The 23,631-nt window shown below is 52.1% G+C and carries 18 protein-coding genes; 8 read left to right on the forward strand and 10 right to left on the reverse strand.

Annotation, left to right across the window (positions count from 1 at the left end; translation table 11 throughout):
* Nucleotides 1-18: 18 nt before the first annotated feature.
* From CRO74_RS05825 to CRO74_RS05835, 3 genes are read right to left on the reverse strand one after another with little or no spacing between them, the layout of a single operon-like run.
* On the reverse strand, nt 19-1,266 hold the full coding sequence (locus CRO74_RS05825) for an NAD(P)/FAD-dependent oxidoreductase (protein WP_179830128.1): 1,248 nt from the start codon (nt 1,264-1,266) through the stop codon (nt 19-21).
* Nucleotides 1,263-2,267, reverse strand: coding sequence for a 4-hydroxyproline epimerase (locus CRO74_RS05830; protein ID WP_097125049.1), 1,005 nt, complete (start codon nt 2,265-2,267; stop codon nt 1,263-1,265). The genes CRO74_RS05825 and CRO74_RS05830 overlap by 4 nt, the downstream gene beginning before the upstream one ends.
* A gap of 3 nt (nt 2,268-2,270) precedes the next feature.
* On the reverse strand, nt 2,271-3,185 hold the full coding sequence (locus CRO74_RS05835; RefSeq protein WP_097125050.1) for a dihydrodipicolinate synthase family protein: 915 nt from the start codon (nt 3,183-3,185) through the stop codon (nt 2,271-2,273).
* Nucleotides 3,186-3,323: 138 nt separating this feature from the next.
* Between CRO74_RS05835 and CRO74_RS05840 the strand changes: the two genes are divergently transcribed.
* Entirely contained in the window at nt 3,324-4,190 is an 867-nt protein-coding gene (locus CRO74_RS05840) for an AraC family transcriptional regulator (RefSeq protein WP_097125051.1), read from the forward strand.
* Nucleotides 4,191-4,209: 19 nt separating this feature from the next.
* Here the strand turns inward: CRO74_RS05840 and CRO74_RS05845 are convergent, their stop codons facing one another.
* Nucleotides 4,210-5,238 carry a LacI family DNA-binding transcriptional regulator gene (locus CRO74_RS05845; protein ID WP_097125052.1) on the reverse strand — a complete coding sequence of 343 codons (1,029 nt, stop codon included), beginning with the start codon at nt 5,236-5,238 and terminating at the stop codon, nt 4,210-4,212.
* Between the two features lie 197 nt (nt 5,239-5,435).
* On the opposite strand from CRO74_RS05845, the gene CRO74_RS05850 reads away from it, so the two are divergent.
* Entirely contained in the window at nt 5,436-6,188 is a 753-nt protein-coding gene (locus CRO74_RS05850) for a hypothetical protein (RefSeq protein WP_097125053.1), read from the forward strand.
* Nucleotides 6,189-6,246: 58 nt separating this feature from the next.
* The gene (locus CRO74_RS05855; protein WP_097125054.1) at nt 6,247-8,739 is read left to right on the forward strand and encodes a glycoside hydrolase family 95 protein; all 2,493 of its coding nucleotides are present in this window, start codon (nt 6,247-6,249) and stop codon (nt 8,737-8,739) included.
* 66 nt (nt 8,740-8,805) lie between these two features.
* On the opposite strand, the gene CRO74_RS05860 is transcribed toward CRO74_RS05855, so the two are convergent.
* Complete coding sequence (locus tag CRO74_RS05860; protein ID WP_097126028.1) at nt 8,806-9,675, reverse strand: tetratricopeptide repeat protein; 870 nt, start codon at nt 9,673-9,675, stop codon at nt 8,806-8,808.
* Nucleotides 9,676-9,940: 265 nt separating this feature from the next.
* Between CRO74_RS05860 and CRO74_RS05865 the strand changes: the two genes are divergently transcribed.
* Together CRO74_RS05865 and CRO74_RS05870 are read left to right on the forward strand one after the other, a co-directional pair.
* Entirely contained in the window at nt 9,941-10,828 is an 888-nt protein-coding gene (locus CRO74_RS05865; protein ID WP_097125055.1) for a dienelactone hydrolase family protein, read from the forward strand.
* A gap of 44 nt (nt 10,829-10,872) precedes the next feature.
* Entirely contained in the window at nt 10,873-11,661 is a 789-nt protein-coding gene (locus CRO74_RS05870; RefSeq protein WP_097125056.1) for an SGNH/GDSL hydrolase family protein, read from the forward strand.
* 53 nt (nt 11,662-11,714) lie between these two features.
* Here CRO74_RS05870 and CRO74_RS05875 read toward each other — a convergent pair whose 3' ends face one another.
* Genes CRO74_RS05875 through CRO74_RS05885 form a run of 3 tightly spaced genes read right to left on the reverse strand, consistent with a single transcriptional unit; the run spans nt 11,715 to nt 14,129 of the window.
* Nucleotides 11,715-12,419 carry a DsbA family oxidoreductase gene (locus tag CRO74_RS05875; RefSeq protein WP_097125057.1) on the reverse strand — a complete coding sequence of 235 codons (705 nt, stop codon included), beginning with the start codon at nt 12,417-12,419 and terminating at the stop codon, nt 11,715-11,717.
* 28 nt (nt 12,420-12,447) lie between these two features.
* Nucleotides 12,448-13,083 (reverse strand): pentapeptide repeat-containing protein, encoded by a 636-nt coding sequence (locus tag CRO74_RS05880; RefSeq protein WP_245877768.1) that lies wholly within the window; start codon nt 13,081-13,083, stop codon nt 12,448-12,450.
* A complete protein-coding gene (locus tag CRO74_RS05885) occupies nt 13,083-14,129 on the reverse strand; it encodes a helix-turn-helix transcriptional regulator (protein WP_097125058.1) in 1,047 nt (348 codons plus the stop codon). Before CRO74_RS05885 ends, CRO74_RS05880 begins: the two co-directional genes overlap by 1 nt.
* A gap of 750 nt (nt 14,130-14,879) precedes the next feature.
* Here CRO74_RS05885 and CRO74_RS05890 point away from each other — a divergent pair.
* Complete coding sequence (locus CRO74_RS05890) at nt 14,880-15,986, forward strand: slipin family protein (protein ID WP_245877769.1); 1,107 nt, start codon at nt 14,880-14,882, stop codon at nt 15,984-15,986.
* A 125-nt stretch (nt 15,987-16,111) separates the two neighbouring features.
* Nucleotides 16,112-17,650, forward strand: a complete 1,539-nt coding sequence (locus CRO74_RS05895; RefSeq protein ID WP_097125059.1) for an RtcB family protein — start codon at nt 16,112-16,114, stop codon at nt 17,648-17,650.
* Nucleotides 17,651-18,023: 373 nt separating this feature from the next.
* Here the strand turns inward: CRO74_RS05895 and CRO74_RS05900 are convergent, their stop codons facing one another.
* Nucleotides 18,024-20,663 (reverse strand): DEAD/DEAH box helicase, encoded by a 2,640-nt coding sequence (locus CRO74_RS05900; RefSeq protein WP_097125060.1) that lies wholly within the window; start codon nt 20,661-20,663, stop codon nt 18,024-18,026.
* Nucleotides 20,664-22,256 carry a site-specific DNA-methyltransferase gene (locus CRO74_RS05905; protein ID WP_097125061.1) on the reverse strand — a complete coding sequence of 531 codons (1,593 nt, stop codon included), beginning with the start codon at nt 22,254-22,256 and terminating at the stop codon, nt 20,664-20,666. It lies immediately after the preceding gene.
* Nucleotides 22,257-22,943: 687 nt separating this feature from the next.
* Between CRO74_RS05905 and CRO74_RS05910 the strand changes: the two genes are divergently transcribed.
* Nucleotides 22,944-23,480: a transposase gene (locus CRO74_RS05910; RefSeq protein ID WP_179830129.1), complete on the forward strand. Its 537-nt coding sequence runs from the start codon at nt 22,944-22,946 to the stop codon at nt 23,478-23,480.
* Nucleotides 23,481-23,631: the final 151 nt, after the last annotated feature.

The raw sequence follows: 23,631 nt of genomic DNA on the forward strand, positions 1-23,631 counted from the left end.
ATAAATAGAGTAGCAACCTTACGAAAACCGATCCGGGCTAAAAGCGGATATGTCCATACTGGTCGCTTTACCGCTGATTTCTTCGCTGACCAGTTTGCCCGTGCCCGGACCAAGACTCAGGCCCATCATGCCGTGTCCGGTGGCCAAAACCACGTTTTCGTACCGTCGTGGCCGACCAATATAGGGCAGACCATCGGGTGAGCAGGGTCGTAAACCGCGCCAGACCACATCGACTTCGGGCATGGTAACCGGAATGTCGGGGTAGTACTGGTTGATCGACTGGACAATGCCGCGTACCCGGTTCATGTTTACTGTCATGTCGGTGCCCGCCACTTCAAGCGTACCGGCAAAACGCAGGTCGCTGCCCATGGGCGTTGCCGTCGCGCGTGCTTCGAGCATGATGGCCGGAATACGCACGTTGTTCGTCAGGTTTCGAAGGACAAAGCTGTACCCTTTTCCGCCCTGCATGGACAAGCTCAGGTCCAGCATACGGGCCAGCGCGGGCGACCAGGCACCACCCGCCACCACAAGCTGGTCAACGGGATAGTCGCCCTGGGCTGTCTGAACGGATTGTATGCGAGAACCCGTCTTGCCAAAACCCGTAACCGCCTGACTTTCGAGAATGGTAACGCCTTGTTTTCGCAGGTAGGTCACCAGCGAACGAACCAGCTCGCCGGGATTGAGATGGGCATCGCCGGGGTACAATACCGCTCCCCGAACATCGACACGGGCTTTGGGCTCCAGGTCCTGAACCTGCTGGCTATTCAGTATCCGGGCTTCGATACCCGCCCGGTTGGCAACATCGGCTTCTTCTGCCATTTCGTGCTCGGCCGATGCCGTTTTGTAGAGCATCATGAGCCCCCGTTCCTGCCATTCGAAGTCCAGATCGCCATTGGCGGCCAAATCCTGATACAGCGCCTTGCTGAGCAGGCTAATGTCGCGCAGGACCGGAATCGACCGCTCAACGTGCTCGGGGGTTGAGTTTCTGAAAAAGAGCCAGCCCCAGCGGGCCAGTTCCAGATTCAATCTTGGTTTGACGTAGAACGGGCTGGTCGAGTTGAGCATCCAGCGCATACCTTTGGCAATCATGCCCGGCTGAGCCAGCGGAATGATGTGGCTGGGCACAATCATGCCGGCATTACCGAACGAGCAACCGTCTGAAATGGGGTTCTGATCAAAGAGTGTGACCTTGTGGCCCGCCTTGTGCAGGTAATAGGCTGAACTTAACCCAATGATGCCTCCGCCAACAATACCGACATTTATCATATTACCTGAAAACCAAATACGTAAGGGTCCTCTTCATCCAGAATAAGGTGATTGTAGCCATGAATTCTGGCCCAGCCTTCAATGCTCGGAACGATGGCCGGTTGATTGGCCAGCTCCGTTTCGGCTTCGATACGCCCGTTAAAAATTGACCCGATAATGCTCTCATGCACAAAGGTTTCGCCCGGTTTCAGGCGTCCCTGCGCGTACCATTGCGCCATTCTGGCCGATGTACCGGTGCCGCAGGGCGAACGGTCAATGGCCTTGTCGCCGTAAAAAACAGCGTTTCGGGCCGTCGATGTTTCCTTGATCGGCTTGCCGGTCCACAGAATGTGACTCAGGCCATTGATGGTCGGGTTTTCGGGATGAACGAAGGTATACTGTTCATTCATGCGTTCGCGCATAACCCGCGCCCAGGCAATGAGTTGCTCGGCTTTGTAGTGCTCCAGGCCGGGGAAGTTGGGCTGGGGGTCAACGATGGCGTAGAAATTACCGCCGTAAGCTACATCGACCGTCAGTAACCCTAAATCCGGGCAGTCGACGGTGAGCTTTTCGGCCGCGAGATACGACTTGATATTCGTGATCTTCACCGACGTTACCTTTTTGCCTTCCTGCCGGTATTCGGCCCGAACCAGTCCGGCGGGTACTTCCAGATTGAGTACACCCGGCGTTTTAGGCCGGATAAGGTTTTGCTCGATAGCCACCGTAACCGTGCCAATGGTACCATGACCGCACATGGGCAAACAGCCGGATGTTTCGATGAACAGTACGCCCGCATCATTGGCGGGGTCGGTAGGCGGGTAGAGAATACTGCCCGACATCATGTCGTGACCCCGTGGCTCAAACATCAACCCCTTCCGAATCCAGTCGAACTCACGCAGAAAATGCTGCCGTTTTTCGCTCATGGAGTCACCTTGCAGGAAGGGAATGCTGCCGCCCGTAACCACCCGAACCGGATTGCCGCAGGTATGAGCGTCGATACAGAAAAAATGAAATTCGGCCATGATCTAGTGAACCGTCGTTAGCACCGGCCGATTGACCAGCGCCGTTTGAATAACCTGAAGTACCTGCTCGCGTTCAGCACCAACGAGCGTAAGCCGGGGAGCCCGAACGTACTCTGAGCCAATACCCGTTGCCGTGGCGGCCAGCTTGATGTACTGAACAAGTTTGGGATGAATATCCAGCTCCAGCAGGGGCATAAACCAGCGGTAAATAGCCAGTGCTTCGGCCACCTGACCGGCTTTTGTCAGTTCATAAATAGCCATTGTTTCCTGCGGGAAGGCATCAACAAGGCCACCAACCCAACCATCGCAGCCCAGTAACAACGCTTCAAGCGCGAGCGTATCAACACCACCCATCAGCTTAAAACGATCGCCGAAGGCGTTCCGCATCCGGGTAATATTGGTCAGGTCGCGGGTCGATTCTTTAACCGCCTGAATGTTGGATAGTTCGGCCAGTTCCTCAAACATGGCCACGGTCGTCATGATCTTGTAATCGTAGGGATTGTTGTAGATCATGACGGGCAGCGATGTTTCCTGGGCAACGGCCTTGAAGAAGGTGACCGTTTCGCGGGCGTCGGCGGGGTAGCGCATGGGCGGAAGCAGCATCAGCCCATCGGCTCCGTTGCTTTCTGCTTCGTGGGCGCGCGCAATGGCTTGTTTGGTGCCCTGTTCGGCAATGTTTACCAGTACGGGTACGCGCCCCTCGCAGACGCCAAGGGCCGTTTCGAGCAGGGCGATTTTCTCGTCGTTGAGCAGTGTACTGGCTTCGCCCAGCGAGCCGCCAATGATGAAGCCATGAATACCCGCGTCGAGTTGAGCGTGCAGGTTTTTTTCGAAAAGCGGCAGATCAAGCTGGTCGTCGGCGGTAAACGGAGTCAGCAGGGCGGGGTAAACACCGTCCCATTTTACAGAAACATTCATTGGCGTAGTAGCTATTCATTTAAGTCAATCAAAGTTCTGCAATAGTTTGCCAATGGCTTTACGAATAATTCATGGATACTGATACTATTTTCACTCATTATCGCGATTATTGCAAAAAAATAGGTAAAGTATGTATTGATGAAGGCACTTCTTTTCCGTGTTCCTGCCGTTGATGATCGCTCATTTCGAATTGAGCAGGATAACGCTCCTCACTTTTATGGTCAATTGCATTTCCACCCCGAAATTCAGTTGACACTTATTCAGCAGGGGGAGGGGACGCTGATTGTGGGGGATAAGATTGATCGGTTCGATCCGTATGACGTCTTGTTACTGGGCGCTAACCTGCCTCATGTTTTGCGTAGCGATACCGATTACTATCAGCCTGACTCCACCCGCCGGGCTACCTCCGTTTCCGTATTGTTCAAGCCTGAGCATTTGGAAAAGACGATGCTCAACCTCCCCGAAACCCGGCATCTGACAACGCTTTTGCAGGAAGCACAGCATGGCGTTCGGCTGCGGTGCGGGACGGGGAATGCCCTTACGCAACTATTGGAGGAGATTCCGGAAAAACGTCCGTTCGAACAATTGCTTAGTTTGTTGCAGGTGCTGGATAATCTGGCGGCTAATTCTGAGCGGGAGGTACTGTCGGCCACGGCTTATGCCCAGCCGCAGCGCCCCGACGATCAGCGTCGGCTGGAGCAGGTTTTCTCGTACATTCTTCAGCGGTACGCGTCTCCAATTTCGCTGGATGATGTAGCAAATGTGGCTAACCTGACACCCGGTGCATTTTGCCGGTTTTTCCGGCAGCACACGCGAAAAACGTTCTCGCAGTTGCTCAACGAAGTCCGCATCGAACATGCCTGCCGGGATCTGCGCGAATCGCAGGAGAACATCAGCCAGATTGCCCTGAATTGCGGGTTTACAAACCTGTCGAACTTCAACCGTCAGTTCAAAGAGATCGTTGGCATGCCACCCGGTGAATACATTCGTAGTTACCGACTATAACTGGCCTGGGATAGTGCGTTTAGGAGCGTGGGCGCAGGGAGGATGCCCGCACGATCAGTTGGGTTTCCAGTACTTTCGTTTCTCTGGGAACCAGGGTATGGGTTGAGTCCAGTTGTTTGAGTAATAGCCGAACGGTTTCTGTCCCCATCTCCTGAATTGGCTGGCTGATGCTGCTGATGCCGGGCGAAAAAAACGCCGATACCGGTTCATTATTAAAGCTCACAATGGCCACATCTTCCGGAATACGAAGGCCTTTCTGCTTCATGGCATAGATAGCCGGGTACGCTACCCGGTCACTGATCGTAACTACCCCATCCGGCGGTTGCGGCTGGCTCATCAGGACCAGCGTTTGCAGGATGGTGTTCTCCTGGGTGTAGTCGCAATGCAGTACATATTGATCGCTCACGGGCAGACTGTGCTTCTCCAGAGCCGCCCGATAGCCTTTTACGCGTTGATTGCTCAGTAAAAGCTGAGCGGGTCCCGCTAGAAACCCAATCCGTCGACAGCCGTTTTCGATCAGGTGCTCAGTCGCTTTGAAGGCAGCCGCTTCATTGTCGACGATGACTTTCGACACGTCGATACTTTCCACATACCGGTCGAACAGTACCAGTGGAATATTCTTCCGGGCCAACCGCTCCACATGCTCGTAGTTGTCGGTATCGCGGGAGAGGGAGATGATAAACCCCTCTACCTGACTGCGAAGCAGGTTCTGAATGTTCGTGATTTCGCGCAGGTACGATTCATTTGTCTGGCAAACCAGCACACTGTAGCCTGCTTGCAGGGCAGCTTCCTCAATACTGTTCAGCATGGCCGAGAAGTAGTGATAACTCAGGTTGGGTACAATGACCCCAATCGTTTTTGTACGGCTCTTGGCCAGGTTTTTGGCGAGTTGGTTGGGTTGGTAATCAAGCTCTTCGGCGAGTTTCACAACAGCTGCTCTGGTATCCGGATGAATCTCCGGTAACCCCCGTAACGCCCGCGATACCGTTGAGATGGAGATATTCAGAGAACGGGCAATGTCTTTAATCGTTACGGGTGTATTTTTCATTCTAAATGGAAAAAAATGCTCAACTGTGTTTCTTAAGCCGGTGACGGGTATTCAGACGTAACAATTGGCAGGCAGGTTGTTCGATCACTTGTCAATATTAGCCAAAAAAACGTAAAGCCTTATTGCGACTGAAGCAATTGCCAGACGGGAAAGCTTGTAACTTCGCGGGCAAATAGGCCGCAAATGAAGTTTCTCGCATGAATGTACTCCTGCTCAAAGTAACACTAATGCCCTCCGTCATTGCCCTGATTACCCTGGCAATTCGAAAATGGGGTGGTAAAATAGGGGGTCTGATCGGGAGTATGCCCTGGGTAGCCGGACCGATTCTGTTCTTTTTTATTCTGGAACAGGGCAAGCCGTTCGGCATTTACTCCATTCAGGGATCAATGATTGGGATTCTAGCTTTAATTAGTTTCTGCGTAAGCTACTCGGCATTTTCTCGCCGGTTAAAGTGGTTTCCCACACTATTGCTTTCCTATTCGTTGTACACCCTTACGGCAGTGGTATTCAATTACCTCCAGCTGAATTTGTATGTAAGCTATGCCCTCGTTATCGTCAGCGTCCTGCTGAGTTTACGGTTTTACCCGGTGCCCAACGGACCACCCGTCAGCACCCGCCGTTTGCCGTTCGATATTCCCATCCGGATGGTCGTAGCAACGTTGTTTGTGCTGGCAGTCACCGGATTAGCGGGGCTATTAGGTCCGCAATGGAGTGGTATTTTAACCCCATTTCCCATCATGACGACCATTCTGGCTATTTTCTCGCATACGCTTCAGGGGAGTACGGCAACGATTTCAACGCTTCGTGGGCTGGTCATCGGGCTACTGGGATTTACCACTTTTCTGTTCCTGCAAGCCTTTCTACTCAGGGAGTTTTCGGTTGCGGCCTCTTTTGGTCTTGCGTTTATTGTAAACGTTCTGATCAACCTAATTTCAAGTCGCATATGGTGATAAATCGAGTCCGTTTTACTTATGATAGTCTAGTTGAATCTATTCCTTTTTATCCTGCGTGAAAAACTTTCAAAAGACCTTCTTTTTATGCCTGCTGGCGGCTGGCGTTCAAGCCCAGCAACCCACTGCCCTGAAACTATGGTACAAACAACCGGCCGGAAAAACCTGGACCAATGCGCTGCCCGTTGGCAATGGTCGGCTTGGGGGCATGGTGTACGGCAATCCGGAGCAGGAAATTATTAAATTGAATGAAATAACCGTTTGGTCGGGTGGGCCGAACCGGAACGAAAACCCCGATGCGCTGGCTGCCCTGCCCGAAATTCGGCGGTTGATCTTTTCCGGTAAACAGGCCGAAGCCCAGAAGCTGGCCGCTGCCAAGATTGAGTCGAAGAAAAACAACGGCATGAAATACCAGCCGGTGGGTAACCTGCTGTTGTCGTTTCCGGGGCATGAATCATTCACGGATTACTACCGCGACCTCGATATTGAAAAGGCCGTCGCCACAACGATGTATACGGTCGATGGGGTTCGGTACACGCGTCAGGTTATCGCGTCGGCTCCCGATCAGGTGATTGCCGTTCGACTGACGGCTGATAAGCCGGGTAAATTGTCATTTACGACATTCCTCAACAGCCCCCAGAAGGTTCAGCGGAGTATCGACGGAACTGGTAAACTGGTGATGACCGGTACCACCAGCGATCATGAGGGCGTGAAGGGACAGGTGAATTTCAACGCCCACGTTCGGGTAGTGCCGGAGGGCGGGCAAACCACCAAAACGGATACATCGGTGGTGATCAGCGGGGCCAATGCCGCTACGCTGTACGTCTCGATGGCAACCAACGTTGTGGATTACAAAACCCTCACCGCCAACCCCAAAACGCTGGCCGATTCGTATTTGACCCGTGTGGAAAAACGTCCGTTCAGCGCTGTTCTGGCGGCCCATGTGGCGGCCTATCAGCGCTATTTCAGGCGGGTTGCTCTGAATCTGGGCACATCGGAAGCCGCCAAACTGCCCACGGATGAGCGTATCCGGCAGTTTGCCTCGGGGGATGATCCACAATTGGTGTCGCTCTATTTTCAGTTCGGGCGTTACCTGCTGATTTCGGCTTCGCAGCCTGTCCGCAACGGAGTTGTAGGGCAACCGGCTACCCTACAGGGGCTCTGGAATGACCGGATGGACCCACCCTGGGATAGTAAATACACCATCAACATCAACACCGAAATGAACTACTGGCCCGCCGAAGTGACCAACCTCACGGAGCTGCATGAGCCTTTGGTACAGATGGTGAAGGAACTTTCGCAGGCGGGTAAGGAAACGGCCAACGTCATGTACGGTGCCAAAGGGTGGGTGGCGCACCACAACACCGACCTCTGGCGCATTACCGGCACCGTCGATGCCATTTTTTACTCGATGTGGCCAATGGGTGGGGCGTGGCTGAGCCAGCATTTGTGGGAGAAATACCAGTATTCGGGCGATAAAGCCTACCTGAAATCGGTCTATCCGGCCATGAAAGGAGCCGCCGAGTTTTTTGTCGATTACCTCGTTGAAGACCCAAATCATCATTATCTGGTCGTCTGTCCCGGAATGTCGCCCGAGAACGCGCCGTCCACCCGGCCCGGTATATCCATCGATGCGGGTGTCACGATGGATAATCAGCTTGTTTTCGATATTTTTACCAATACCATCCGGGCCGCGAAAGCCCTTAATGTCGATGCTGAGTTTGTGAAAATTGTGGCCTCGAAACTGGCGCAGTTACCTCCCATGCAGGTTGGTAAACACGGCCAGTTGCAGGAGTGGATTGATGACCTGGATAGTCCGGACGATAAGCACCGGCATATTTCGCACCTCTACGGCCTCTATCCATCGGCGCAGTTTTCGGCTTTCCGCACACCGCAGTTATTCCGGGCCGCCCGCAATACGTTAGAACAACGGGGCGACGCGTCGACGGGCTGGTCGATGGGCTGGAAAGTAAACTGGTGGGCGCGGCTGTTGGATGGAAACCGGGCCTATCGGCTCATTACCAATCAGCTATCGCCCGTTAGTGAAGCGGGCAGAAACCGGCCGGGTGGAACAGGGGTTGGCGGTACGTATAACAACCTGTTCGATGCCCATCCGCCATTTCAGATCGATGGGAATTTTGGCTGCACGGCGGGAATCGCCGAAATGCTCATGCAAAGTCATGACGAAGCCATTCACTTGCTGCCTGCCTTGCCCGACCGCTGGCCTGCGGGGACCATCAGCGGCCTTCGGGCGCGGGGTGGTTTTGAAATCGTTTCGCTCAACTGGAAAGAGGGCAAGGTGGCCAGCGTAACCATCAAATCGACGCTGGGCGGCAACTGCCGGATTCGCGTACCCAATGAATTACAGGCAAAAGGTTTCAAAACCGTTCTGAACGCAGCGACGAACACGAATCCATTTTATCAGCCGGTTGTTGTTAAAGAAGCGATTGTTTCGCCCCAGGCGCAACTTATTCTGGCAAAACCTCAAATCGGACAGGTGTACGACTTTGCTACCCAAGCCGGAAAAAGCTATATACTCATCATGAAGTAACGGAAGCCCGGTATCTATCAACCATTACCTACTCAATATGCCGCTTAAGCCTGCGTAATGCATGGTTTAGGCGGCATATGCTTTTCGAAGTACGCTGCCAATCAGGCTACCGGCAAAGGTGAGCCCCACCGAACCGAACAGGCTGAATACTTCAACCTCCTGATGGGTACTGACCGGGTCTGGCCCGACCAGTCCATAATATCCTGCCAGAATAACAAACGCCTGTAGTAAGGCAAGCATCCATCCTTTTCGCGGCTCAAGAAAGCCAAGGCCAACCGCCGAAGCCGCAGCCCACAGATAGGGCCAGTGAATAACCGGACTCTTTTTTATGATGTAAAGCAGGATCAATCCGCTCATAAACGTTACGCCAGCATTCAGCACAAGTTGCCGATCAATGAATGCGCGTTTGCCGGGTGGCTGAATCAAGGCCCTGCTACGGCCTTCTGCTTCGAGTTGGCTGGCTTTGTCGAGGTCCTGCTGAGCGTCCAGGTTCTGCCGCAATTGCTGACGCGTCAGTCCACGCCAGCGGTAGGGCTCGGCGGCTTCACCGTGGGAGTGAAAAATAGCTTTATCGAAATCCTGAAAAGCTGTAACATAGTCATGAGCCTGGTAGTGGATCTGCCCACTTTCGGAATGCAACTCAGCGAGGGTATCGTCGTAGCTTTTTCCCCGGCTGAGATCATCGAGTGCCGCCTTCGTATCGCCCAATGACCGATAAATTCGAGCCCGGTACAGATAAGCTACTGACGAATCAGGCTTGGTTCGAATCACGTCATTGAAATAGGCCAGCGCTTCGGAATAGTGATCGTTCTGGAAAAGCGTAATTCCATCCCGTAGTCTGTCGGCCTCGATTTCAGCTTTAGACCGTTGGTCGGCATAGTAGCGTAAATAAAGGATATACCCGATAAAAGCAGTGAGGGCCGTGAGTTCAAGCATAAGCGTACAGATAAACAGCCAGCAAAATTGGCATGAATCGGTCATTTAAACACACGCATACAACCAATAAACAGGCGCCCTTCTTGCCCGAATGAGTGTTTGTTGGCTAATGGGGTTAGGCTTACGCAGGATTAATGCATCTGCACCTGATCAGGTAAGCAACCTTACTGAAAAAACGCTGCAATAGTAGACAGTAGCTTGAGTAGGAAACTAATCGTTTGATCGGAAATTTGTTAAATTTAAGGGCAAACGAATTCAGACGAACATGAGCGATATTAAGAAGGAAGACCTCAAGCAGGAAGTGTTTGACCTGTACGATGATTACGCCCACGACCGCATCGACCGGCGTGACTTTGTGCAGAAGCTATCTACGTATGCCGTAGGCGGTATTACGGTAGCTTCGTTGATGGGTTTTCTCATGCCCGACTATAAAGGCACTATTCAAATTAAAGAAGACGACCCCCGCATAACATCGGAGTACGTCACCTATCAGTCTCCCAAAGGCGGTGGTCCGATCAAAGCGTTACTGTCAAAACCCGCCAATGCCAAAGGTAAGCTTGGGGGTATTGTTGTGGTTCACGAAAACCGGGGTCTAAATCCGCATATTGCCGATGTAGCCCGCCGAGCGGCACTAGCCGGTTTTGTTTCGATTGCCCCCGATGCGCTGAGCCCTTTAGGTGGCTATCCGGGTAATGATGACGACGGTCGTGCGCTGCAAAGTAAACGGGACAGAAATGAAATGCTGGAAGATTTCATAGCGGCCAATGATTATCTGGAAACCCAAAAAGACTGTAATGGGAAAGTGGGCGTTGTTGGGTTTTGCTTTGGGGGTTGGATTGCCAACATGATGGCGGTGCGGCTTCCCGATTTGGCAGCTTCGGTTCCATTTTATGGCGGTCAGCCAACGGGCGATGATGTGGCCAAAATCAAAGCGCCCCTGCTGTTGCACTATGGCGAACTGGACAAAGGAGTTAATGCGGGCTGGCCAGCCTACGAAGCAGCTCTAAAAGAGAATAAAAAGGAATATACCGCTTATGTATATCCCAGCGCGAACCACGGCTTTCATAACGACACTACCCCTCGTTACGACAAAGCAGCGGCCGAACTGGCCTGGAAACGCACCATCGATTTCTTTAAGGCTAAATTGGCTTGATACGCTTTTGAAGTGAGTAGGTACCTGTACGTATATTGAAAACTATGCCCTTAAAAACCTCACGGCGAATATTTCTCAAATCGTCGGCTCTTGTTGGGCTGGCCCCCGGTTTAATTCCCGAACCGAGCGGGGCTGATGCATTATTCGCCCTGAAACAGAAAGAAACCGGTCTCGTCTTCCTGTTTCAGGGCGACTCAATAACTGATGGTAACCGGGGCCGAAACACCGATCCCAACCACATTATGGGTCACGGCTATGCGTATTCCATCGCCAGTCGAATTGGAGCCGATTTTCCGGATCTGGCGTTTTCGTTTTACAACCGGGGTATTAGCGGCAACAAAATTACGGACCTCCAGAAACGCTGGCAACCCGATACGCTGGCCCTCAAACCGGACGTGCTCAGTATCCTGATTGGAATTAACGATACGGCTGCGGCCATCAATAAACCCGCCGAAGCGACAACCCCGGAGCAGTTCGAAATAATCTATCGGAGTTTACTTGATGAATGCCGACGGGCCAATCCGGACACGCTTTTTGTATTGGGTATTCCATTTGTGTATCCGGTAGGAAGTCGGAAGGATAATTGGGAGCGCTGGCAGAGTGATACCCAAAGTCGGCAGGTGGCCATTCGGAAACTGTCGGTCGAATTCAACGCGGTCGTTGTCGATTACCCTGCCATCCTCGATAAAGCCATTTCTGGTAAAAGCATTGACTATTGGGTGTGGGATGGTATTCACCCAACGGTGTTCGCTCATGAACTGATGGCGCGCGAATGGATTCAGCAGGTGAGCCACCGGCTGAAGTTTTTAAGGAAATACAAGCGTAGTTTCTGAATCTTATATCGTGGAAAGGCTCACCCTGGTAAGCCTTTCCACGATACGTTTACCTAGCAAACTTCACCGGGCGTACAAACTGGGCCGTCTGCCTGTACTTCGGTAAGAACGGGATTCGCTTTCTCCCACTCAGTCCAGGCGGTGTTGAGTGCCCCCAGGAAGGTTTCGGGCTGTTGCGCACCCGACACGGCATACCGGCGGTTTAGTACGAAGAACGGAACGCCCCGCGCACCAACCTGCTGCGCTTCGTAGATATCCCGGTTAACAGCCTCGGCATACTGATCGCTGTCCAGCAGTTGCTGAACGGCAGTGGCGTCAAGGCCAATTTCGGTGCCCAGTTCCAGGAGGGTGGCCTGGTCGGAGGTGTCGCGGCCTTCGGTGAAATAGGCCTTGAACAATCGTTCTTCAATGGCATCACCCAGGCCCTGTTGTTTGGCTAGTTGGATGAGCCGGTGAGCATCCCGGGAGTTCGCCACCACCGCCTTGTTGAGGTCGTAAGACAGCCCCACTTCGCGGGCCATGCCGGTCACGTGATCGTTCATGCGCTGGGCTTCGGCCAGGCTCCAGCCTTTTACTTCGGCCAGGTATTGGTTGATGCTCTTGCCGGGTTGCGTTTCCATGTCCGGATTCAACTGAAAACTTTTCCAGATAATATTTATCTGCTCTTTGTGGGCAAATTGGTCGAGCGCCTGCTCAAATTTCCGTTTGCCGATGTAGCAGAACGGGCACATGATATCACTCCAGATTTCTACGTCCATGATGATTTTTTATTTAATAATCAGTGCTTTATGTGATGATGAGGTCGTATTTGGTCAATAGGCCGGGCAGACTATGCAGCGAAAACTTTGTTTTTCGGATCTTGTTGTTGTCGGGGTCAAGGCTCAGGTTGTACGAACTCGAAAAGTCAGTTTGCGTCAGGGTGTTGGTGGCAAAAACCGTCAATTCGAGGTTACAATTTTTGAACAAAGCCCCGCTCAGATCGCAGTTCAGAAAACGAGCTTCACGCAGAGAACAATCGACAAACCGGGTCTTTTTCAGATTTCGGCTGAAAAACGAAGCATAATCGAGCTGGCACGTCTGAAAGTCGACATGGAAGCCAAATGCGCTGCATTGACCAAAGTTGACACCGTTCAGTTTACAGTCGGTAAACAGCACATCGTCGAGCTTAGTGCCCTCCAGTACCGCCATACCCAGATTGCAGTCGACAAAGCGGCAGTTGACGAAGCTTGTCCCGGCAAACGCTACTTTGGCCAGATCGAGGTTTTTAAACGTGCATTGCTCAAAACTATGGCGGTACCACTGGTCTGGTTCGTCTGTTGTCTGGTCAAAAAGCTGGTCGCAAAAATCCATTAATGGGCGGTTGTAAAGGATATAATCCGTTTTGGAAATAACATCAAACCTACCGCTGGTTTTGATAAACATCAAATTGAATCGGTTGCTGGCGGGTCTGCCTGGGGCTCGGTATAGGCATCCACGCCAGCCTTTAAGCGCCTGATAATGACACGGCGCAGGCGCTCCGGCTCAAGGACCTGCATCCCATCGCCAAAGCCCAGAATTTCTTTTTCCAGCTCAAAATTGTGTTGAACACTAAGCTGGATAACGATGCCATCCGGCCTTCGTTCAACCACCTCCTGCGATTGGTGAAGCGGTTTAGTTTCGACATAAGGTGCGTGCAACTGGCTGACAAACAGCCTGACCCGGATGGGGCGCATCCGCTCGCTGACCGACACACCGATCACATCGCGGTAGTAGCGGTCGGGGTCCAGGTGCTGGTTGGCGATGTAGTCAATGTCGGGCGCTGGTGTGATAGCCAGCATGCGGTCGAGAGCCAGGTTCATGGTATAGCGTTTGCCATCGCATACACCCACGGCAAACCAGCGGTTCTTGAACTCTTTCAGCCACCAAACGTGAAAGGTGAACGTTTGGGGCAATCGCGCTGAAAACGACTGGTAATCGATCCGAAGCACCCGCTGCTGAATTACTGCCTGATACAGCTCATCCAGAAAGTGAAGGCCTTTCAGGTTCTCGTTTTTTTCGAAGTCAATGACCGGGGCCGACTTCCGGGCGGTTGAATACACATGGTCTTCCAGCTTCTGAACTACTTCATTCAGCGCTGTAAAATGCGAGAAACCCTTGAACTGCTTGAGCACTTCGACCGCTTCGTTCATCCGCGACAGATCGCCATCCGACAGGGGAATGTTGGTAATGCTGTAAGCGGGGTCTTCGTACGTATAGTACTTTTTGTCGAGAACTATGATGGGTGCAAAATACCCCAGCTTATCACTGCGCATCATCTGAAGGTCGGCCTGAACGGTACGGCGACTGATGCCTTTGTCCAGTCCTTCGTACTCATACAGGGCTTCGGACACTTTCGCCATCAGGTCGTCGAGCGTCCATTTGCGTTGGCGGTTGCGCAGGCAGGCATCCAGCGTTTTATATCGGACAAGGGCGTTTCGGTTGGCGGGCACGGGGAGAGGGATGTATGATGTAGGATATAAGATGTATGAGTATAGAGTGGGTACACTGATTTTTTTGAAAAGTTAGAAAATAGTTTCATCTGCGCAAAAACACTGCGTAGTGATGATAAACCTTTGTAGCGACGGGAAGGTCCATTACCAAACCTGACGCGGGTTTCTGTATAGCCCCGTAGTAGCGTCACCGCTGGTGTGCGCTATGCTGTTGGTTCTGGTTGATTTCGTCTCTAATCTGTCGGTCGGAGGTTCGAATCCTCCTCCTGTTTCGGCGGGGTAGCTCAGTGGGTAGAGCAGCAGGGAAACGCAGGTTCGAATCCTGCTATCAACTCTAAAAAAGTTGATCCGTTGGTTGGGAAGATGGCCACTTCTAAAAAGGTCACCATAGGTCAAAATCAGTGAGGAGTTATCCGGTTGTGTGGCTGTCAGGGCTACGCAGCCGTCGTTTCGGCGACCGGATTGGATAACGCCAGCAAGCGGGTTTCGCGGTTGTTGGGTGTGCGTCGTGACAGAACAGAACGTTGGATAGGTTGTCTGAAAGTGCCTTGGGGCACCGACGAAACGTAGTCAACCAATTTTCTGAACCATCGCACCAGGGCAATTGCTCACCCGCTTCCGCAATGCCCAAACGGGAGGCTTCTTACTGGTTTTGTTAATCGTTAATCGGGTTTTGGCAGTGGATATATGGTGCTGAGTAGCGCGCACTTAGCCCCAAATCTGTAAACCGACGCCCACAACTAAGTATCAATGATGAAAACTGTACGCATTAAGGCCCTGCAAATCGGGTTAGTTTTTAAACATGGTGATTTTAAGCAACTGCTCTCGGCGGGCCAGTACTGGCTTTGGTCGAACGAGACGGTGCATATCTATAATCAGGGCGAGCTATTGCAAAACCCGCCTTACGATCTGGCTATGTTGCTTGAGTACCCGGACGTTGCCGCTGCGCTCGATGTCGTTGAGGTAGCCGATAATGAAATTGTGCTGCAATATGAGCATGGTCTTTTTCAGACGATTCTGCGCAAAGGTCGCTGGGCGTTCTGGAAGGGCGTGAAGCAGTATCAGTACATACGGGCTGATCTGAGCCAGTTGGACATACCGGCCACAATCGACCTGGTTTCGCTGATGCCGCTGCCATTATCGACCTATGTGCGAGCCTTTACGGTAGAGGCTCACGAGCAGGGTGTGTTGTTCATCGACTGGAAATTCGACCGGGTGTTAACCCCCGGAACGTACTACTGGTGGAAAAATACGACGCCCGTCCATGTCCTGAAAGCCGACATGCGCCAGCAACAACTGGAAGTCTCCGGGCAGGAAATTCTGACTAAAGACAAAGCCTCGCTGCGGCTGAGCTTCTACGTTCAGTATCAGGTTCTGGATGTGAGTAAAGCATTAGTTGAGAATAAGGACTTCGATAAACAACTGTATGTGTTGGTGCAACTGGCACTGCGTGAATACGTTGGCGGATTTACCCTCGACGAATTGCTGGATAAGAAGGGAGAAATAGCCCCGTTTGTCGTTAAAGCTACAGCGGATAAAGCAGCCCAGCTTGGTGTCGAGCTTCGAACGGGTGGTATTCGGGACATTATCCTGCCCGGCGACATGCGCGATATCATGAATCAGGTGTTGATGGCCGAGAAAAAAGCGCAGGCAAACGTCATCATGCGCCGGGAAGAAACCGCGTCGACCCGGAGCTTGCTGAACACCGCCAAGCTGATGGAAGACAATGAAATGCTGTGGAAGTTGAAAGAGATGGAGTATGTTGAGAAGATTGCGGATAAAATCAGCTCCATCTCCGTCTCGAACAACGGCTCGATGGTCGATCAGCTAAAGCAGATTTTAGGGCGCGGGAATTGATGGGCGCTGTTTGACGGTCAGCCGTATCGCGGGTGGAAACCCGTGTAGCCGAAGGCTAAAAAAAGGATAGAGTTAGGCTTTGGCTACACGGGTTTCCACCCGCGATACTTGTAAAACTAAACCAAATGGAAACACTTATTTCACTAGACGATATTTTAACATTAGGCCCCATTCCGGAGTCGCTACAGGCGGGATTTCTACGGGTGGCGAATGGGCTAATGCAACGGGGTAACTATCCTAAAGAGAAAGTGATGACGCTTTTGGCGCAGATGCTCCAGAACCCGAAGAAGTTTGCTTTCTCGAAAAACAAAGTCACGAATCTGGCGCAGGCGATTTATAGTCTGAACAAACAGGGCATCGCCGTTCCGCTCAGCGAAACCGGTGCTGAGTACTTGCCCGCCGAACCCGCGCCTTATGCCTTGGCGAGTTCAGAGAAACAGGCCGAACAAACCATTGGTCTGCGGGAGGGACCTTTACCCTATGCCGTTTTCGGTCGTGATTTTATTGAAGAAGGGGCGCTGAAACAGATGGAAACGGCCGCCAGCCTGCCTATTTCGGTGGCGGGGGCACTCATGCCCGATGCGCACCAGGGGTACGGGCTTCCCATTGGCGGTGTGCTGGCTACGGAAGCAAATAGGGTTATTCCCTTTGCAGTGGGCGTCGATATTGCCTGCCGGATGTGCCTGTCGGTGTTCGACCTGCCCCCGACCTTTCTAACGCGCGAACCACACTTATTGAAGAGGGTTTTGATGGAGCAAACCAAGTTCGGCATGGGGGGCGAAACCCGCGAGAAGTTCGATGAGAGCGTGATGGACTTGCCCGAGTGGCAGGCTACTAAAGTTATTCGCGACCTGAAAGACAAAGCGTATCGCCAGCTGGGAAGCTCGGGAACGGGGAATCACTTCGTGGAGTGGGGCATTGTGGAGGTACATGAGGATAGCCTGACAAAAGAATCTGGTTTGAATCTGCCACCGGGCGAATACCTTGCGCTGTTGTCTCACTCGGGTTCTCGCGGATTTGGGGCCAATATCGCCAACACCTATTCCAAACTGGCGATGCAGAAAACCAAACTGCCCCGGGAGGCCGCTCACCTCGCCTGGCTCGATCTGAATACGCAGGAGGGGCAGGAGTACTGGATCGGGATGAATCTGGCGGGGGAGTATGCCTCGGCCAACCACCACGAGATTCACAATAAACTGGCCAAAGCGTTACGGGAGAAACCGCTGCTCATGGTTGAGAATCACCATAATTTTGCCTGGAAAGAGCAACTGGCCGATGGCCGGGAGGTGCTTGTGCACCGAAAGGGCGCAACCCCCGCCGGGTCGGGTGTGCTGGGCATCATTCCGGGATCGATGACGCAGCCGGGCTTTGTGGTACGCGGGAGAGGCAACGCCGAATCGATCAACTCAGCCTCGCACGGGGCCGGACGGCTTATGTCGAGAACGAAGGCGTTCAACAGCATCACCCGCTCGCAGTGGAACAAAGCCCTTGTAGAAGCCGGTGTTCAACTCGTGGGTGGCGATCTGGATGAAGCGCCAATGGCCTATAAAAACATCGACACCGTTATTGAAGCCCAGCACGATCTGGTGGACGTACTGGCGAAATTCACCCCCAAAATCGTCCGCATGGCCGACGCGAACCGGAAAGAAGGACGGGAGGATTGAGTTTGGTAGCGGAGTGAAGAATCTGTAGTGCCGACCGTCCCGGTCGGGTGTGTATCTAATTGCTTCTCGCCCGACCGTCCCGGTCGGCACTACGACAATGACCGGTTCTTGAAGAAATCCCGGATAAGATCATTGTTCAAAACCCATGTTAGAATGGCGTGGCTTGATCGCGGGTTCTAGCCGCATAGCGATAGCGATCAAACTTATACAAAATTTATTTAACCACAGAGACGGTCCGCCGTTGCGGCACGGAGTGCACAGAGTCCTATCAGGGAAGACTATAACCCGTTAGAACCTCTGTACCCTCTGTGCCGCAACGGCGGACCGTCTCTGTGGTTAACTATTTTTGTTCAATTACTTATCAATCCAACCCTTACAACTGCCGTATCAGCTCCTTTGCTTCCGCAATCGTGTAGGTGTCGACCAGCCGGTTCGTCTCGAATACCATAAAATAGGTGTACTGCCGACCGGCTTGCTGAGCCCATTTTTGCCCGAGCCGGTTCTTGGCGGCACTGTCGGAGTTGTCGCGGTCGTCGCCTTTGGTTTCGAGGAGAATCAACGTGCCGTTTTGGGTGTAAAGGATAAAATCGGGGTAGTGGTTTGACTTATAGCCGTTGATGGCGAACCCTTTTCCCCGGCCCAAATTCCGGTGCCAGAACAGCACGTTAGGCAGCGCGGCCAGTTCGCTAATTACGCGTTCCTCGAAGCCGTTCATGCTGCCTTCCCGTTCATAGAGCGACTTGCCGAGTGATTTTCCCAGCAAACCCGGCACAATAGTTTTCTTAAAAACGAAGCCCTGCTCCACCGAAATCTTCCCGATAACCAGCAGTTTTTTAAACTGGTCTTCGGCATATACATCCGCCAGCGCCCGAATTTTCTTCCTGATCTTGTCGCGATAGGTGTATTCCCGCGCCAGCAGATCCTTGATGCGTTCGGCGTCGAAACTGCTTAGAATGCGCTCCAGATACAGCCTGATCTGCTGGTCGGGAATGGGGTACATGTTGCCGATTAATTGCAGCATCCGGTGGGCGAGGTCTTTTACCTGGCCCGCTTTCGGCTTGGTCAGGATATAATCCACAAAGGCTTCTTTCACCTGTAAGTTGTCGATCTGTAGAAAAACCGGGCGGTACTGGTTGCCCTGCGTGCGTTCGATGTCGATTTTGTAGAGGTCGGTTTCCACCGTATCCCAGTCGATCTTTATATCTTCATCGGCCAGTCGGAAGCCTTTCAACAACACCTCCTGATTAAGTAGTACGCGTTCGCCCTGACCAAAGAGCCCCGTTTGCGGCACGTTTAAATAAAACTGCGGCAACCTGAGCTGCTGGGCAATGGCTGCAAAATCCTGATTGAGCGAGATCTTTTTCACGGTAGAGCCGAGTTCCTGAAACAGGGGCGATGAATTGTCCGATCCCTGCTGATTGAGTTGCTTTTCAAATTCCTGATTCTTCTCAAGCGCAATCTGGGTGATGGCCGTCAGCGCGGGCGGTAGTTCGGCGGGTGCTTCGTCGGACGTAAGAGTTGGATCGAACTGGATTTTTTCCGGCTCAATCTCGTCGCTGGCGGTGTCTTCCCGTTCAGGAAACAGAAAGCCCTGCAAGGCCTGGGCTTTGGTGGTGGGCTGTTCCTCAATTTTCTGCTCATCCGTAGAACGGTAATCGTTGCGGCTGAACCCGGCCGATTCCAGTCCCCGAATGATGCTTTGCAGGGTTTCGTTGAATTTGGCCGAGGCCGTGAGCACATACGATACGTTGAGCAGGTCGCTCTGGTGGCGCATGACGTAGGGCTGCCGTAACACCCGCCCAAGAATCTGCTCGATGTCAACCGCCGACGACCGGTCGGCCAGCGATGCCAGTATGTACGCAAAAGGACAGTCCCAGCCTTCTTTCAGCGCGTTGACCGTAATGATGTAGCGCACCGGGCATTTGGGGCTCATCAGATCGACGTCTTTGAGTTCGTTGATGTCGGCGGTCTTGATCTTGATCTGCTCTTCCGGAATTTTGAGTTTGAGCAACTGCTGTTTTAATTTCTCAAACGTGGTGTTATCGTCTCCCGTTTTGGGTTGCGCCTGGAACAGTACAATGGGCCTGATGTAGCGTCCGCCCGCTTTTTGCTCGGCTTTGGCCAGCTGTTCCAACTGCCGCTGGAGGTTCAGCGCGCTCTCTACCACCTGCGATTTCTCCTTGTGATTATAGGCAATGACCGGCAGCTTCACCATTTGCTCTTTCTTGAGTTCGATGGCCGATACAAAGCTGACGATGTTGGCATTTTTCTTGGGCGTTGCCGTCAGATCGAGGATGAACGATGGGTTCAGATCCCGAAGCATATCAACGCTCAGGTCGCTCTCGGCATTGTGACTTTCGTCGACGACAACGACTGGCGTCAGACTACGGATTACGTTGATCAGGGCCGTTTGGTCGGTATCGGCCAGCAGGTGATCGTCGGAATCGTACTGACTGGCGAAGGTAGCCAACGCGCCATTTTCCTCGAAAATCTTACGGTCTTCTTTCTTTTTGGCCCGTAAGCTGCCAAAGCTCAGAACAAAAATGCTGAGTTGCTCCTGTACCACGGCCGGACTGAAATTAGCCCCCTGCAACAGGTCCTTTTTCTGGTAAACGGCCACGCGGTGGTTAAACAGGCTGTTCAGTTTCTGGCGGTAGGGGTGGGCCGGGTTCGACAGGTTCCGCACGGTCTGGTCGAGGAGGTTGCTCCAGGGAACCAGCCAGACCACCGCCTTAGGTTTGTCAAGCGCAAAGGCGTCGAACAGCGTGTGGAGGGCGTTGACGGCAATAAACGTTTTGCCGCCCGCCGTGGGTACCTTCACACAAACGTGCGGTGCGCCGGGTACGTTGTTCTGGTAAGGCCGCATCCCGGTGTTATTCAGTGGGTCGTAGTCGCCCACTTCATCCCGCCAATAGCGGTTGTAAGCCACGTCATAGCGGTGTTCCTGCTGAATGTAATGCAGGTAGCGGTCAAGGTCGCGGATAACGCCCGCCTGGTAGGGTTTGAGTTCCATCTAAAACCGGCTTATGTCCCGTGGGATTTTCTTGAAAATGATGTGCCGTTGCTGGAGCCATTCGCGGCCGACCAGGCAGTTGTCGGCGTAGATAACGTACTGTTCGGCCACGGTCTGAATGGTCGACAGGAAGTCGTAATCCAGCGTGGTCAGGTCGTCGGGTTCGAAATAGAAGTAGTAAGCTGTTTCGTAGAGCTTACCCAGAAAGTGCGGGCTTTCGGTCACAATGAAAGGGCATTCAGAAAACGGGGTTCGGGTTTCGGAATACCAGATATACTCCCGGATGCGGTCCGGCGGCAGGGCTTCGTTGAGCTGGCCGTCATCGGTAAACAGGGCCGGGCCGAGTTCGTAATAGGTGAAGCTGCCCCCGGTGCCTTCTTTATCGCCGTAGCCGTCGATCACCCGCCGAACGCGTTCGGCCGTGATGGTTTCGGCATAGTCTTCCATCTCCACCAGAATAAACTGCCGATTCCCCGCGTCCTGTTTGTTTAAATTCAACACCGCATGGGCTGTAGTGCCCGAACCAGCAAAGGAGTCGAGAATGATGTCGTTTGGGCCGGTAGCAATTTGGAGGATGCGCTCAATTAATAAAGAAGGCTTAGGAGTAATAAATAGATCTTCATTACTCGTCGCAGACATAACCTTACTTAATTCTTGCTTAGAGTTTCGAGTACTTCCGACGTCTTTCCAATGCCATAGTGTTTGTGGTACCACACCATCTTGAACCTCTGTAAGAAATCTTTTTACACCAGGCCTATTATCTCCGTTTTTACCCCAATATATTCTGTTGTCTTTATCTAGTTGGTCAAATTTTTCCCTACTAATTCGCCAGTAACTACCAGCAGGAGGGCCTTGAATTATGCGGCCAATTTTTGTTGTAATTGGATACTGGCCAAGACTATAAAAGTTGCGTGCTGCTAGATCGCTAAGAAGCCAGGGACCTCTTGGGTCGTTGTCTGGATTCTTATATCTCGCATTCATTGCATCCGTTCTAGGTAATTTTTTCGGACGCCAAATCGTACTATCTTTTGCGTAGACGGCGATATAATCATGATCCTCACTAAAATGAATTGCCGTGTTTTTGGGGCTGTCCATTTTATGCCAAATAATGGTAGTGATAAAGTTACGGTCGCCCCATATCTCATCCATCATCAGCTTCAAACTGGCCTGTTCATTATCGTCGATGGACACGAAAATAGCACCATCATCGGCCAGCAACCGATGGAGCAGTTGAAGCCGGGGGTACATCATGCATAGCCATTTGTCGTGGCGGCTAAGGTCTTCGCTTTCTTTGCCTACAACTTTGCCGAGCCACCGTTTTAGTTTCGGGTCGCTGACATTGTCATTATATACCCAGTTTTCGTTGCCGGTGTTGTAGGGAGGGTCAATGTAAATGCACTTGATCCGGCCTTCGTAGTAGGGCAGGAGGGCTTTCAGAGCTTCCAGATTGTCGCCGTGAATAATGCGGTTTGGACGGTCCGTCGCACGGGAGTCGGCTTGTCCGTAGGTGTATTGCTGGTCGAGAACCCGAAACGGAACGTCGTGGTGATGATTGACTACTTTATCTTTCCCAATCCAGGTAAGTGTGGGCATTATGAGCGTCGGGATAATACAGGTGAACGCCCCGAGGCTCAATAGAGGGCAAAAAAAAACGGGCGGCCTCCGCTGTTCGTAGTTACCAGTCTGAGGCACGGCCATGCCATTGCAGGATAGTACGAAAACAGCAAGAGAACACGCCCTTTCGAGCGCGTCCTGCTTAACTGTTTCCTCCTGCTTAAAAATTGGCCGTTTTCAGACTGGAGAAACTGTTAGCAACGCTATGTCTTTATGTAAGAATGACTTGTCTTTTTTGCGCTATACGTGTCGAAATTTTAGCCAGCAAGTTAGCCCGATTAACCGAATTGCCCAAGTAGAGACGCAATACCTTGCGTCTCGGGCCCGCGTTATAGTCAAGCGTCTTGCGCTTTATATCGTGCGTCTTGGACCTGCGTCATAGTCAAGTGTCTTGCGTTTTATACCTTGCGTCTCGGACCCGCGTTATAGTCAAGTGTCTTGCGTTTTATATCGTGCGTCTTGGACCTGCACCTTAGTCAAGCGGCTTAATACCTTGCGTCTTGGGCCGTCGTATTCTTTTTTATGCGTCTCCCGCTATCCTTTACACCTTCTGCTGGGTCGTCTGGCTGACGCGAAAGGAGACGCAAGGTATTGCGTCTCTACATATTGGATTGATTACCAGACGCACTTTTGTCGTCTAAGGGTACTACGAATACCTTAGATACAATGGATGATCTGTACCAAAACAACTATCGCGTACCGTCGGCCAGGCTGGTAGAATACGACTATGGGTCGAATGGTATGTATTTCGTTACAATTTGTACACGAAAGAAAGAGTTTTTTTTCGGCGATGTTGATGTCGAAACGGCACGAATCAAGCCTACATTGATTGGGCAGGTAGCTATGGATTGCTGGTTGTCTATTCCAGATTTTTTTCCTTTCGTACTACTTGATGCGTTTCAGTTAATGCCAAATCATGTTCATGGGGTTCTTTGGATTTGCAAACCTGAAACCGACACGCCGAACTGGCAACCGAACCGGTTTGGACCGCAGCGGCAGAATCTGGCCTCTATCCTGCGAGGATTTAAGGCAGGGGTAAAAAAATACGCTACTATGCATAAGATCGATTTTGGCTGGCAACCACGGTACTACGACCGTGTTGTTCGTAATAACAATGAACTGAATCGTATACGGGCCTATATCGAAAACAATCCGGCGAAATGGATAGACGAATGTAACAACCCGGAAAGCCTGTATATGTAAATATGTACCCGTGCCAAAACAATAAGCTTTAGCACCCCAAAAAGAGCAACTTAAGTGGGAAAGCGGTAATTTGGCCCTTCAAAAGACTTTACAACCGTGGATGGACGTGTAGAGCAGGAAATGTTTAATACAGCCGACCCGTAAACAGCGT

The sequence above is a fragment of the Spirosoma fluviale genome (assembly GCF_900230225.1).
Taxonomy (GTDB): domain Bacteria; phylum Bacteroidota; class Bacteroidia; order Cytophagales; family Spirosomataceae; genus Spirosoma; species Spirosoma fluviale.